Here is a 13,163-nt window from a genome sequence, read left to right on the forward strand (position 1 = left end):
GTCAGGCTGCCGCCGCGGCCGGAGCCGGCACGGCGTCGAGCAGGGAGCGGGTATAGGGGTGGAGGGTTCCGTCGGTCAGCGCGGTGACATCGACGAGGTCGACGAGGTCGCCGCGATACATCACCGCGACCCGGTGAGCGATCTGCCGCACCAGGTTGAGATCGTGGGTGATGAAGAGATAGGCCGTGCCGAAGCGCTTCTGCAGGTCGACCAGGAGCTCGACCACCGAGGCCTGCACGGAGACATCGAGCGCCGAGGTGATCTCGTCGCAGATCACGAGTTTTGGCTTCGAGGCGAAGGCGCGCGCGATCGCGACGCGCTGCTTCTCGCCGCCGGAAAGCTGATGCGGATAACGGTCCGCGAAAGCGGCCGGCAGCCTGACCTGCTCCAGCAGTTCGCCGATAGCAGCCGCATCCTTGCGCGCGCCCGGCTCGCCATAGAGTTCGAGCGGCCGCGACAGGATCTCGCGAATGCGCTGGCGCGGATTGAGCGAGGAATCCGGATGCTGGAAGATGATCTGGACGTCGCGGCGATAGGCGCGGTCCATGTCGTGGAGCCCCGCGATCCGGCGCCCGGCGAAGCGGATCTCGCCCTCGAAGCGGTTGAGGCCGGTCATCGCCCTGGCGAGCGTCGACTTGCCCGAACCGGACTCGCCGACGATGCCGAGGATCTCGCCCGGCATCACCGAGAGGCTGACCTCGCGATTGCCGGTGAACTGAGTGTTGGCGCGCCCGAGCAGCCGGCCGAGAAAGGGTTTGCGGCCGTAATGGACGCTGACCTTCTCGACCTCGACCAGCGGCGTGCCGGCGGCAGGCTTCGCCGTCTCGACGAGGCGGTGGTCGGGCCGGGGCACGGCGGCGAGCAGCTTTTGCGTATAGGCGTCGCGCGGGCGGGCGAAGACTTCGCCGACCGCGCCCTGCTCGACGATCTTGCCGCGATGGATCACCGCGACCTTGGTCGCGATCTGCGAGACGAGCGCGAGATCATGCGAGATATAGAGCGAGGCGACGCCGGTCTCAGCCTGCAGTTCCTTGAACAGGTCGAGGATCTGGCGGGCCGTGATCACGTCGAGCGCCGTCGTCGGTTCGTCGAAGATGATGCATTMCGGCTGGCAGGCGAAGGCGGTCGCGATGACGACGCGCTGCTTCTCGCCACCCGAGGCCTCGTGCGGATAGCGTCGCATCATCTGGCCGGGCACCTTCAGGCCGACATGGGCGAGACGCTCCTCGCCCTCGGCCCAGGCCTGCCTGGGCGTCAGGCCGCGATGGCGCACCAGCACCTCGGCCAGTTGCGTACCAAGCGAGAGCGTCGGGTTAAGCGAGGTGCTCGGATCCTGGAAGACCATGCCGATGCGCTTGCCGCGGATCGCCTCGATCTCGTCTTCCGAGACCTTCAGCAGATCCTGCCCGGTCAGCCGGATGGCACCGGCCTCGCGCGCGCTCTTCGGCAGGTGGCGCATGATCGCCCAGGCGAGCGAGGTCTTGCCCGAGCCGGATTCGCCGACGAGGCCGAGCACCTCGCCCCGGGCGATGGAGAGCGTCACGTCGTCGAGCGCGCGGGTAAAGCCCGCAGGCGTCGCGTAGTCGAGGCCGTAGCCGGCAATGTCGAGGATCGGGGTCGCCATCACCTCAGCTCCTCGGGTTCAGCGCGTCGCGCAAGCCATCGCCGAGCAGGTTGAAACCGATCGCGACCAGCGCGACGGCAAGGCTCGGCCACAGGATCATCCAGGGGCTCAGATGCATGAAGCGGCGGGCCTCCGCGACCATCAGCCCCCATTCCGAGGCCGGTGGCTGGGCGCCGAGCCCAAGGAAGGAGAGCGTCGCAAACAGCATCACSGCRAASGMSACGCGGATSGTCATCTCGACGAYGATCGGGGCGACGACATTCGGCAGCATCTCGCGCCCGACGATATAGGCGGCGCTCTCGCCGCGCGCGATGGCGGCGTTGACATAGTCCTGCTTGCGCACGGCGAGCGCGACCGAGCGTGTCACCCGCGCCATGCCGGGCGCGAAGGCGAGCGCGATGGCGAGAAGTGCGTTCATGCTGCTCTTGCCGAGCAGGTTCACGATCAGCAGCGCCAGCAGCAGGCTCGGGATCGACATGATGGCATCGACAGTGCGCATGATCGCCTCGTCGCTGCGCCCGCCGAGAAAGGCCGAGACCGTGCCGACCACGGCGCCGACCAGCGTGCCGAGCGCAGTTGCGATCACCGCCATGACGACCGTGGCGCGTGCCCCATGCAGCAGGCGGCTCAGGATATCGCGGCCATACTGGTCGGTTCCGAGCCAGAACTGCGCGCTCGGCGGCTTGTAGCGCATCAGCGGCGCCATCTTCTCGGGGTCGTAGGGCGCAAACCACGGCCCGACGATAACGGCGAGCAGGATCAGGCCGACGATGATCAGGCCGAGCGCACCTTGCGGCGAACGCAGCATCCGCTTGAGGATCTCAATCATACTGGATCCTCCGGTCGAGCCAGGCATAGGCGATGTCGGCGAGGAAATTGGCGACGGCGTAGGTCGTMGCAAGGATCAGCGCGCCGGCCTGGATGGATGGCAGGTCGCGCGCCTGGATCGCGACGATGAGCTGGCGCCCGATGCCCGGCAGCGCAAAAATCTCCTCGACGACGATGACGCCGCCGAGCAGATAGCCGACATCGAGCGCGACGATGGTGATGGTCGGCAGCAGCGCATTGCGCAGCGCGTGCTTGAACAGCACTTGCCGCTTCGACAGGCCCTTGAGGCGCGCTGCGCGGATATAGTCGGAATGCAGCACATCGACCAGTTCGGAGCGCACCATGCGCGAGACATGGGCGATCAGGATCAGCGAGACGGTCAGCACCGGCAGGACGAGATGCCTGAGGCCGCGCAGCGGATCCTCGGTCAGCGGCACATAGCCCGTCGCCGGCAGCCATTGCAGCCAATCCGCCAGCACCAGCACGACGAGCGTGGCGGTGACGAATTCCGGAAGCGAAACACCGACATAGGAGAGAAAGCTCACCCCCAGATCGGCGGCCCGGCCGCGTCGCACCGCCGCGATAATGCCGAGCGGGATCGCCAGCACCAGCATCAGCACGATCGAGAACAGCGCCAGCAGCAGCGAGCGCCCGAGCGCCTCGAGCATTGCGGGCGCAACCGGCTGGCCGGTGCGCATCGAGAGGCCGAAATCGCCGTGCAGGACGCCTGCGAGCCAGTGCAGGTACTGCAGCCAGATCGGGTCGTTCAGCCCCATCTTGACGCGCAGCGCCGCGAGCGCATCCGGCGTCGCGTTCTCACCCAGCATCATGACCGCAGCATCCGCCGGCAGGATCTGGGTGATCGCGAAGACGATCAGCGACACGACCAGCAGCGTGTAGCCTATCAGCAGGATCCTTTTGAGGATATAGGCGGGCGACACGCGCTTATGCCTCGCTTTTCGCTTGGAGCCGGATCCGATCAGATTGAATCAATCTGATCGGTGAAGCCGTCTCTCGCTTTGGAACGGGCTCAGCCGCGCTTCGGCGCGTTGGCGCCGAGCGAGACGAAATCCAGCCGGAAGACGGCGCCGCGCGGATGCAGCTGGTAGCCCTGTACCCAATCGCGCTGTCCGCCGAGCAGGTCGAAGAAAGCGGGAATGATCGAGGGCACCTCGTCATACATCAGCTTCTGCGCCTGCGCGTAGAGCGCGCGGCGCTTGGTCTCGTCGACCGTGGCGCGCGCCTCGAAGATCAGCTTGTCGAAGGCGGTATTGTTCCAGCGCGTCTCGTTCCAGGCAGCGTTCGAGGTGTAGAGCAGCGAGAAGATGGCGTCGGCCGTCGCCTGCATGTTGTAGAAGCCGACATAGAACGAGCCCTTCTTCCAGACCTGGTCGAGATAGGTCGCGTGCGGCATAGTCTCGACCTTGATGTCGAAACCGGCGGGCTTGGCCATCTCGCGCAGGGCCACGGCCAGCTGCGTGCGTTGGCCCGGACGATCCGAGGCGATCAGCGTCGCTTCCAGCCCCTTGGGATAGCCGGCCTCCGCCAGCAGCGCCTTGGCCTTGGCGATGTCGGCCTTCTTCGCCGGCAGCTCGGCGAAGAAGCGATAGGCCGGGCTGAGCGGGGTATCGTTGCCGGGCGAGCCAAAGCCCTCGGTGACGAAATCGACCATCGCGGCGCGATCGACGGTGAGCGCCAGCGCCTGGCGCACGCGCACATCGTTAAAGGGTTTTTGGTCGCAGCCGAAATTGACGTTGCAGAACTGGCCCGACGGCACGCGCAGCGCCTTGACGCCCGAGGCCTTCTGCAGCCGGCCGAACTCGGTCGGCGGCGTGGTGCTGATCAGATCGGTATCGCCGGCGATCAGCGCCGAGGCTTCGGCACTGACATCGGGGAAGACCACGACCTCGACCTTGTCGAGATAGGGCCGTGCCTTGTCGTAATAGGCCTCGTTGCGGGCGACCACGATCTGCCGCTCCGGCTCGAAGGAGACGAGCTTGAACGGGCCGGTGCCGATCGCCTGGCGGTCAAGCTTCTCCAGCCCGCCCTTGATGACGGCAGCCGGCACGATCTTGGCGTTGGTATAGGCTAGCGTCACCGGCAGATCGGCGAAGGGCGCCGACAGGGTGAAGACGACGGTCGCGTCGTCCTTGGCCGCGACCTTGGCGATCGGCCCGACATTCTGGCGTGCTGGCGAGGCAGTCTTGGCGTCGAGAATGGCCTCGAAGGTCGCGACCACATCGGAGGCCGTGCAAGCCGAGCCGTCATGGAAGGTCAGGCCCTTGCGGAGCGCGAAGCTCCATTCGGTCAAATCGGCGGAATTCGTCCAGGATTCAGCGAGATCGGGCTCGGCGCTCATGTCAGGATTCAGGCGCGTCAGGCCGGAATAGAGCAGTTCGGCAACGAGATATTCCGGGTTCACCCGGGTGACGAGCGGGTTGAGCTTGGAGACGGCCTGATCGACGCTGACGCGCAAGGTGCCGCCGCGCCGGGGCGCATTCTGGGCGAAGGCCGGCAGACCGGTCAGGCTAAGCCCGCCGAAGGCGGCGGAGGCGGCGAGGAAATCACGACGGTGGATGCTCGGCATGGAACGCTCCTTCAGCTTCGGGATATGAGAGGGGTCAGGCAAGGTCGGGGTTGAGCTCGGGCCTGAACTCGGCGGCGAGATAGGCGAGCACGGCGCGCGCCAGCGCGATGATGTCGGAGACCGTCGTGTACTCGCCCGGCGCGTGGATATTGCGGTCGGGGCGGCCGAGCCCGCCGAGCAGCACTTCCGACCGGCCGGTTGCGCGCTGGACCCAGCCGAAATCAGAGCAGCTCGCCGCGCCCCAGCGGCGGAAATCCTCCGGCGCATAGCCGAAGCCCGCGCCGACGGCGGCCTGCCAGCGCGGCCAGTGCGGCCCGGCCGGATCGCTGGTCGGAGCGAGATGTCCGATCAGCGCCGTCTCGACGGTCAGGCCGGGGACGGAAGCGACGGCGCGGCGCACCGTCTCCTCGATCTCGGCCAGCGCGTCCTCAAAAGCTTCCTCCGGCATGTAGCGGCGGTTTAGCGTGAGTTCGAGCAGGGCCGGCACCTGCCCGCCGGCCGTGCCGCCGCCAATGGTCGCGATGTTGAGCTGCGCGGCCAGTGCCGGTTTTCCCGGCGGTGGCGGCAGTGCGGACAGGCGGGTCGCCACCTCCGCCTTGAGACCAGCCAGCGCGTTCAGCAGCGGCAGCGAACCCTCGATCGCGTTGAGGCCGCTGCCGCGCCGGTTGCCTTCGCCGGCATGGACCGCCTGCCCGCGGACCCGCACCAGCAGGTTGAAGAGCCCGAAGCAGCCGGCCCAGATGCGCGCCTCGGCGCTGCCGTTGAAATTGATGATGGGAGCGTGGAGCCTGCCCAGCTCGGCGCCGACAGGGCCGTCGAGCCGGCCCTGCTCTGCGAGATAGCGGATGCCGGGATAGAGGCCGCCCTCCTCGTCGGTGCAGAACAGCAGCATCGGATCATAGGCGAGTGCGATGTTGCGGGCCTTGGCCGCCCGCAGCGCCAGCAGCACGGCTGCGATGCAGCCCTTCATGTCGGCAGCGCCGAGGCCGATCAGGCGTTCGCCATCGCGGGCCATCGAGAGCGGATCGGTCGTCCAGCCCGGTGCGGCCGGGACCGTGTCGACATGGAAATAGAGCCCGCAGACCGGCTTTCCGGTCTTGGCGGTCGCAATCAGATTCGTCCTGGTGCCAGCGGCCGGGCCGTTCGGGACACGCCAGAGCTCGTCCGGCACATCGACGCGCTCGGTTTCCAAGCCGAGCGGGCGCGTCAGCGCCTCTATCAGCGTCGCGAAGTCGCCATAGCCCTGCCCCGGCGGAAATGAGGTATCGACCGCGATCATCGCTCCGAGATCGGCGATCGCCGCCTCGACCGCCTCAGCAATCCAGGCGCCGGCGCGCTCCAGCCCCGCCGTCTCGCGCACAGCCTCGCGCGCCTCCTGCCCGTCACGGCTCATCGGACCGCCCTGCCCCGGCGCGGTGGCTGGGCGGCGCGGACGCGATCTGCCATGGAGATGGCTGAGGTAGCGGAGTGCATGGCCATTGGCGCTCAAGCAGCTTTCATATAAACTATATAGAAATAGGACTCAGCCTCATGCCTCCTGTCAATGCCAAAAAAGCGACCGCGCCTGCCGCGGGATTGATCAGCGGCGGCGACGTGGCGTCCACGCTGCCGAACCTCGTCTCCCTCGATTCCGCACCGCTCTATGAGCGCGTGAAGCGGCATATGTCGGAGGCGATCCTCGTCGGGGAATGGCAACCCGGCATGGTGCTGCCCAACGAAACCGCATTGGCGCAAGGGTTTGGCATCGCTGTGGGCACGGTGCGCCGGGCGATGAGCGACCTCGTTGCCGAGGGTTTGCTGTCACGTCGGCGCAAGACCGGCACGGTCGTCACCGGCCGCGCGCCGCATCATTCGCTGCGCTTCTTCTTCCAGTATTTCCGTCTCCACCGGGCTGACGGCAGCCTGGTGCGGTCGACAAGCCAGTTCCTGACGGTAGAGACGCGGCAGGCTACGCCCGAGCAAGCCCAGCGCCTACAGATCAGAGCTGGCGGTGTGGTCGCGATCCACCGCATTCGGCATGCGGACGGCCGCCCCGTCATGCATGACAAGTTGCTGCTCGCAGAAGAAAGAGTCCCAGGCCTACCCCGCGAGCCGGCAGCTCTGCCGCCGCTACTCTACCTTCATCTGCTGGAGCATTACGGCATTCGCATCTCAGCAGTTCGCGAGCAGATTACCGCTGAACTTGCCAATGATGAGGACATCGCCCTCCTCGATCTCGCCGGGCCGGAAGCAGTGCTCGCCATTGACGAGGTCGCCTACGATCAGGCGGGCCTGCCGACCATTCTCGGCCGGCATCGCGCCAGTACGCGCGCGCATGCTTACATCAATGAGGTTCGGTAGGCGCCGCAACCGGGCATGGGAGGGTCGGCCAAAAGCTGACGTTGGGTGCCTGCACGGGCTATATCGGTTGGCGGCCCATCAGGACGCGAACGTCCTGGCCAACGGTCAGCGCCTTCCTTGGGTGTGGCAGCGATTTACCCATCGCGCCGCAGATGGCCACCGTTGCGCGCGAATTGACGGCCGCCCAAAACGCCCTCCGCCGCATCGAGCCCCGTCTGATAGGCCCCGTGCGCAGTCGAGAAATCCTGCGTTGAACAGGCCTCGCCCGCGAAGAAGATGCGCTCGTCCCATGGGCTTGCCAGAATGGCGCGCGCCTCGACGCAGCCGGGGAGCGCGTGGCTGTAGGAGCCCCTGATGAAGAGCGATTTCGCCCAACGCGTCTGGGCGACCGGTTTCAGCCGGCGGCGGATGCMGGCGCCGAAAAGGCCGGCGAGCTCGTCCTTGGCGAAGGCGACCATGTCCTCGCCCGATTCGAGTTCGCGCGCCGCGGCGCCGCAGATGAAGCCCTCGATCAAGGGTCGGCCGAACGGGCGCAAATGGTAGCTGCCGGTCTTCGCTTCATGCGGGTTTCCCAGCACCTGCGTGTCCGGCTCCAGATCGTCCGGGCGGTCGATMGCGAAGGAGACCTTATCGGCGAGGCCGAGCGGCAGGCGGGACGCCGCCTCGATGTGGTCGGCAAGCGCCGCCGGCAAGCGGATTGCGCCTGAAGCCAGGACATCGGTCGAGACCGTGATGATCGCAGCCCCTGCCCTGATCGTGCCCGAGCCCGTGACGATGGCGAGTTGGGATTGGTCAGCCTCGATTGCCGAGACGGGCATGCCGAGCGAGATCGGCAGCCCGGATGCCGCCCTGGCGATGAGCGCGCCATAGCCCTCGATGACGCGCCAGTTCACGCCCGTATCMGCATCGGCGAAGGCGAGATAGTCGCGGATCGAGAGCGTCTCGAGGTCAGTTCCGTTGATATAGCTGCTGACGGCCTCGAGATAGGGATTCCAGGTGCCGCCCTCCTCCAGCAGATCGGAGGCCCGGTCAGTCTCGGCCGGGGCCTGGCGCAGGCGCTGCTCGAAGCCGGCGAAGGCGGCGCGGGCCGCCATCTGATCGGCGGCGGGGAAGCCGATATTCCTGAACTGGCGCCCCCAGGGCGGCAGCGTCCTGTCGATGGTGAAGCCGAGATCCGGCGCCAGCGCGGTCCAGGGATTGCGCTCGGCTGAGTGCAGCCAGCCACAGCCGAGATCGATCGGCAAACCCTCGTGCCGGATGGTCCAGGCGCGGCCGCCGACCCTGTCGCCGGCCTCGATGACGGCGAGCGACAGACCGGCTTCGCCAAGCCGTCGCGCTGCCGCGATCCCGGCCGCGCCGGCGCCGACCACGACGACATCGAGTTCCGCGCTCATTCGACCGTCCTTGCTGCTGCGCCCAGTTCCAGCCAGTCGAGCTCTTCCTCGAGCCGATGGAAGGCATCGTCGCCGATCGTGCCGTCGCGCCGCAGGGCCAGCGCCTTGTCGCGCGCCGCGGCGAGTGCATCGCGCCGGAGTTGGTTCTGCGTGGTATCGAACTCGTCGCTGTCGCGCGTCTGCGCGAGCATGTCRTCATATTCGCGGCGCACCGCCAGCGCGGCCTCCGACGGCGCATCGCGGATCGTTGCAATGGCCGCCTTGAGGGCGAGCTTTCGCGCCATGCGAAACTCGCGCTCGACCGGGCGGTCGTCCCGCGGCGACAGCCGGCGCAGCAGCAGCGGCAGGGTCAGCCCCTGGATCAACAACGTCCCGACCACAACTGTGAAGGCGCAGAGCAGGATCAGGTCGCGGTGCGGAAAACCGCCCGGCAGGGCATAGGCGGCCGCAAGCGTGACGATGCCGCGCATGCCGCACCATGCGATGATCAGGCCATCGCTGCCAGCCGTTGACGCCGGGCGCGTCTCGTCCTTCGCGCCCTCCGTGGCCCGGCGCGTCAGTTTCGCGATCGCCTGATAGGTCATGACCCAGCTCAGGCGCACGATGATGACGGTTGCCAGGACGGCCAGCGCAATGACGGGAAAGGCGCCGATCTCACGCGGGCTGAGATTGGCGAGGATAGGCCGCAATTGCAGGCCGATCAGCACGAAAGCCAGGGTCTGGAGCACGAAGACGGTCGTCTCCCAGACCGCATAAGACGGGATGCGAAGGCGCGCGCTGGTGCGGGCGGGCGCGGTGCGCGCAATCACCATGGCATAGACGACGATGGTGATGATGCCCGACAGATGCAGCCGCTCCGCCAGGATCCAGACCCCGAATGTCGTGATGAACTGCAGGATGATGGCGCTCGGCGGGTCCTTGAACGCGCCGAGGAAGCGGACCAGCGACCAGCCGAGAAACGCGCCGAGCCCGATACTGCCGATGACGACGAGGCCGAAGGTCGGCAGCGCCGAGGCTGGCGAGAAGCCCCCGACGAGCACGGCCCCGACGGCAACGCGATAGATCAGCAGCGCGGTCGCGTCGTTCAGCAGGCTTTCGCCTTCCAGGATGACGAGGAGCCGATGCGGCGGGCGCAGGCGGCGCAGAACGGCGGTCGCCGCGACAGCATCGGGCGGCGCGACGATCGCGCCGAGCGCCACGGCGGCGGCCCAGGGCAGATCCGGCACCAGCCACCGGGCGACCGCCGCGACCGCGACCGTCGTCACCCCGACGGCAACGACGACGAGACTGCCGACGGAGAGCCAGTTCCGGCGCAGGTCGCGCGGCGAGGTATCGAAGGCGGCGTCGAGCAGGATCGGCGCGACGAACAGGGCGAGCACCAGTTCGGGATCGAGCGCGAATTMCGGTGCGTTCGGAACCAGCGCCAGCGCCGTCCCGGCGACCGCGAGCACGACCGGATAAGGCACGCCGATGCGCCGCGCGCCCGCCGAGAGCAGCACCGCCCCCAGCATGATGGCCAGGATCGACTCGAAGAAGATCATCGCCGGATTTTGCGCGGGGCCGCCGGCATTGTCGATTGGCGGGCAGATCAGTTTGGCGGCAAGCCCGATCGCAGGAGGCGGACCGCAGGATGAGCGCGGCTGAGGCCGTCACGCGCATATCCTCGCGCCCCTGCCCTGCCGCTGCGGGCAGCCTGCACTCTGGCGGATGACCGGAGCGCCATGACAGGAACGCGCTAGAGCATCGGACCGAAAGGTGGAATCCGGTTTTCGGAAGAATCCGATGCTCGAACAAAGAGCGAGATCGCCGCTCCTGTCCGAACGGACGCACGGCGATCTGGGCTGGCAGTTTGCATCCGGGCTCTCCTGGGATACGCCTTTAGGCCTGTGGGCATGGCGTTCCCCCATCTGGCTTCGGGAGGTTGCAGCGTGGCACTTTTGACCCGACGGCGTTTCGTCGCCTCACTTCCGGCTCTGGCATCCGCGCTGGCATCGCCGCTGCGCGCGCAGGTCGGCACCCCGACAGGCACCGGCACGACACTGTTCCAGGACGTCCGCATCTTCGACGGGACGGGCAGCGGGCTCTCGGCACCGTCGCATGTGCTCGTCCGCGGCAATCTGATCGAGCGCATCGCGACGGCCCCAATCACTGCGGAGCCCGGCACCGTGGTCATCGCGGGCGGCGGGCGAACGCTGATGCCGGGGCTGACCGACATGCACTGGCACGCGATGCTGGTGCGCTCGACGCCGTCGCAATCGCTCTTCGGCAATCTCGGCTTCAATTATCTGACGGCCGGCGCCGAGGCGACCGAGACCCTGATGCGCGGCTTCACCACGGTCCGCGACATGGGCGGCCCGTCCTTCGGCCTCAAGCAGGCCATCGATGGCGGCGTGCTGCCCGGGCCCCGCATCTATCCCTCCGGTGCGGTCATCACGGTGACCAGCGGGCATGGGGATTTCCGCCAGCTGACCGACCTGCCGCGCGCGCAGGGCTCACTGTCGCGGATGGAGCAGGTCGGCGGCAGCATGGTCGCCGACAGCCCCGACGAGGTGCGCATGCGGGTGCGCGAGCAGCTGATGCAGGGCGCCTCCCAGATCAAGCTGACGGCCGGCGGCGGCGTCGCCTCGCCGTTCAGCCCGCTCGATGTCTCGACCTTCACCGCAGACGAGCTGCGCGCCGCCGTGGAGGCCGCCGAGAACTGGGGGACCTATGTCACCGTCCACGCCTACACGCCGGCGGCGATCACCCGCGCGATCTCCGTCGGGGTGAAATGCATCGAGCACGGTCACTTGATGGACGAGGCGTCGGCTCGGCTGATCGCGGAAAAGGACATCTGGCTGAGCACGCAAGCCTTCCCGGACGAGATGGCGGAGGCCTTTCCGCCGGGCTCGGGCGAGCGGGCCAAGGCCTATACCGTGTTTGCCGGCACGGAGAAGACCTTCGCGCTGGCGAAGAAATACAAGCTCAAGCTCGCCTTCGGCACCGACATCCTGTTTTCGCCGCAGCTTGCGAAGCGGCATGGCGAACTTCTCGCCAAGTGGACGCGCTGGTTCACCCCCGCCGAAACCCTGGCCATGGCGACCAGCACGAATGCGCGGCTGCTCGAACTGTCCGGCCTGCGCAATCCCTATCCGGGAAAACTCGGCGTGGTTGCGCCCAACGCCCTGGCCGATCTGCTGCTTGTCGACGGCAATCCGCTCGAGAACATCAATCTCGTCGCTGATCCGCACCGGTCTTTCGTCGTGATCATGAAGGACGGCAAGATCTACAAGAATGCGCTGCCGGGCTGAGGGCCTAAGGCGGCTCTGATGCCGCCATAGTCTTTCCTGCCCTGCTGGCGGAACCCCGATGGGGCCAGGGCATTCCAAGGTCGTGGGGGACYTTTGACGAACCRTGAACCGCCTTCGTCTGCGTGGAAACCAGGCCGGAACTGGCCGTAAACAGCGAAAGGACAAGCCGTGACGATCGCCAAGAACACGATCTGCCTCTGGTACGACAAGGACGCGGAAGCGGCCGCCCGCTTCTACGCCGAGACCTTTCCGGACAGCGCGGTGGGGGCCGTCCGCCGCGCCCCGACCGATTTCCCCTCCGGCAAGGCGGGCGAMGTGCTGACGGTCGACTTCACCGTCGCCGGCATCCCTTGCCTCGGCCTGAATGGCGGGCCCGCCTTCAAGCATAACGAAGCCTTCTCGTTCCAGATCGCCACCGACGACCAGCAGGAAACCGACCGCGACTGGAATGCGATCGTCGGCAATGGCGGGCAGGAAAGCGCCTGCGGCTGGTGCCGGGACAAATGGGGCATCTCCTGGCAGATCACGCCGCGCGTGCTGACCGAGGCCATGGCGGCCGGCGGCGAGGAAGCAAAGCGCGCCTTCACCGCGATGATGACCATGAAAAAGATCGATGTCGCCGCGATCGAGGCGGCGCGGCGCGGCTGAGGCTCGCAAGGGGGTTTTGCCCATTGTAGCCCCGCCGGCCATTGCGATACCGGGTCGTGTCCGGCGCAGATCCAGAGACGCTGCGTCGCGCTGGCGCGGCGGGCGCAGCTTGGGGATGCCGGATCCCCGCCGCGGCTCGATCCCGCTTGAAGGCCAGCCCATGCGGCATTATCTTACCATCGTCTTACCCACGGCATTTGGACACCATGGCAAGCGCGCCGAAATTGACAACGACGGTCTCCACGAAGGGCCAGGTCATTCTGCCCAGCTCCATTCGCCAGCGGCGCGAATGGGGGGCCGGAACGCGCCTCATCGTCGAAGAGACACTCGATGGCGTGCTGCTGAAGCCGGCTCCTGCCTTTGCGGAGACCCAGCCTCAGGACGTCTTTGGCGTTCTCCCGCCTGTCGGCAGGGCGAAGACGCTGGAAGAGATGGCGGCGAGTGTTCTGGCT

Annotated in this window: 11 protein-coding genes; 4 read left to right on the forward strand and 7 right to left on the reverse strand. The window is 67.2% G+C overall.

Annotation, left to right across the window (positions count from 1 at the left end; all coding sequences use genetic code 11):
• Position 1 precedes the first annotated feature (1 nt).
• The 5 genes from AC1DJT_RS05205 to AC1DJT_RS05225 form a co-directional block, all read right to left on the reverse strand.
• Positions 2-1,624 (reverse strand): dipeptide ABC transporter ATP-binding protein, encoded by a 1,623-nt coding sequence (locus tag AC1DJT_RS05205; protein ID WP_476833658.1) that lies wholly within the window; start codon positions 1,622-1,624, stop codon positions 2-4.
• A 4-nt stretch (positions 1,625-1,628) separates the two neighbouring features.
• Positions 1,629-2,453, reverse strand: a complete 825-nt coding sequence (locus AC1DJT_RS05210; RefSeq protein ID WP_476833659.1) for an ABC transporter permease — start codon at positions 2,451-2,453, stop codon at positions 1,629-1,631.
• Positions 2,446-3,393: an ABC transporter permease gene (locus tag AC1DJT_RS05215; RefSeq protein ID WP_441488399.1), complete on the reverse strand. Its 948-nt coding sequence runs from the start codon at positions 3,391-3,393 to the stop codon at positions 2,446-2,448. Before AC1DJT_RS05215 ends, AC1DJT_RS05210 begins: the two co-directional genes overlap by 8 nt.
• 89 nt (positions 3,394-3,482) lie before the next feature.
• Positions 3,483-5,039, reverse strand: a complete 1,557-nt coding sequence (locus tag AC1DJT_RS05220) for an ABC transporter substrate-binding protein (protein ID WP_441488400.1) — start codon at positions 5,037-5,039, stop codon at positions 3,483-3,485.
• 34 nt (positions 5,040-5,073) lie between these two features.
• Positions 5,074-6,432, reverse strand: coding sequence for a M20 family metallopeptidase (locus AC1DJT_RS05225; RefSeq protein WP_441488401.1), 1,359 nt, complete (start codon positions 6,430-6,432; stop codon positions 5,074-5,076).
• Between the two features lie 182 nt (positions 6,433-6,614).
• On the opposite strand from AC1DJT_RS05225, the gene AC1DJT_RS05230 reads away from it, so the two are divergent.
• Positions 6,615-7,379 carry a GntR family transcriptional regulator gene (locus AC1DJT_RS05230; RefSeq protein WP_441507940.1) on the forward strand — a complete coding sequence of 255 codons (765 nt, stop codon included), beginning with the start codon at positions 6,615-6,617 and terminating at the stop codon, positions 7,377-7,379.
• 134 nt (positions 7,380-7,513) lie between these two features.
• On the opposite strand, the gene AC1DJT_RS05235 is transcribed toward AC1DJT_RS05230, so the two are convergent.
• Positions 7,514-8,773: a flavin monoamine oxidase family protein gene (locus AC1DJT_RS05235; protein ID WP_476833660.1), complete on the reverse strand. Its 1,260-nt coding sequence runs from the start codon at positions 8,771-8,773 to the stop codon at positions 7,514-7,516.
• Positions 8,770-10,314: a cation:proton antiporter gene (locus AC1DJT_RS05240; protein WP_476833661.1), complete on the reverse strand. Its 1,545-nt coding sequence runs from the start codon at positions 10,312-10,314 to the stop codon at positions 8,770-8,772. Before AC1DJT_RS05240 ends, AC1DJT_RS05235 begins: the two co-directional genes overlap by 4 nt.
• Positions 10,315-10,665: 351 nt before the next feature.
• Between AC1DJT_RS05240 and AC1DJT_RS05245 the strand changes: the two genes are divergently transcribed.
• The 3 genes from AC1DJT_RS05245 to AC1DJT_RS05255 all read left to right on the forward strand — a co-directional run.
• On the forward strand, positions 10,666-12,063 hold the full coding sequence (locus AC1DJT_RS05245; RefSeq protein ID WP_441507943.1) for a metal-dependent hydrolase family protein: 1,398 nt from the start codon (positions 10,666-10,668) through the stop codon (positions 12,061-12,063).
• 174 nt (positions 12,064-12,237) lie between these two features.
• Entirely contained in the window at positions 12,238-12,711 is a 474-nt protein-coding gene (locus AC1DJT_RS05250) for a VOC family protein (RefSeq protein WP_476833664.1), read from the forward strand.
• A gap of 206 nt (positions 12,712-12,917) precedes the next feature.
• On the forward strand, positions 12,918-13,163 hold a 246-nt coding region (locus tag AC1DJT_RS05255), incomplete at its 3' end, for an AbrB/MazE/SpoVT family DNA-binding domain-containing protein (protein ID WP_476833662.1).

Source organism: Allobosea sp. 05T422_2, from assembly GCF_056396265.1.

Bases quoted from the DNA above. Each gene is read 5' to 3' on its own strand.
- AC1DJT_RS05220 (WP_441488400.1), bottom strand. From the start codon at position 5,039: ATGCCGAGCATCCACCGTCGTGATTTCCTCGCCGCCTCCGCCGCCTTC.
- AC1DJT_RS05225 (WP_441488401.1), bottom strand. From the start codon at position 6,432: ATGAGCCGTGACGGGCAGGAGGCGCGCGAGGCTGTGCGCGAGACGGCG.
- AC1DJT_RS05245 (WP_441507943.1), top strand. From the start codon at position 10,666: ATGGCGTTCCCCCATCTGGCTTCGGGAGGTTGCAGCGTGGCACTTTTG.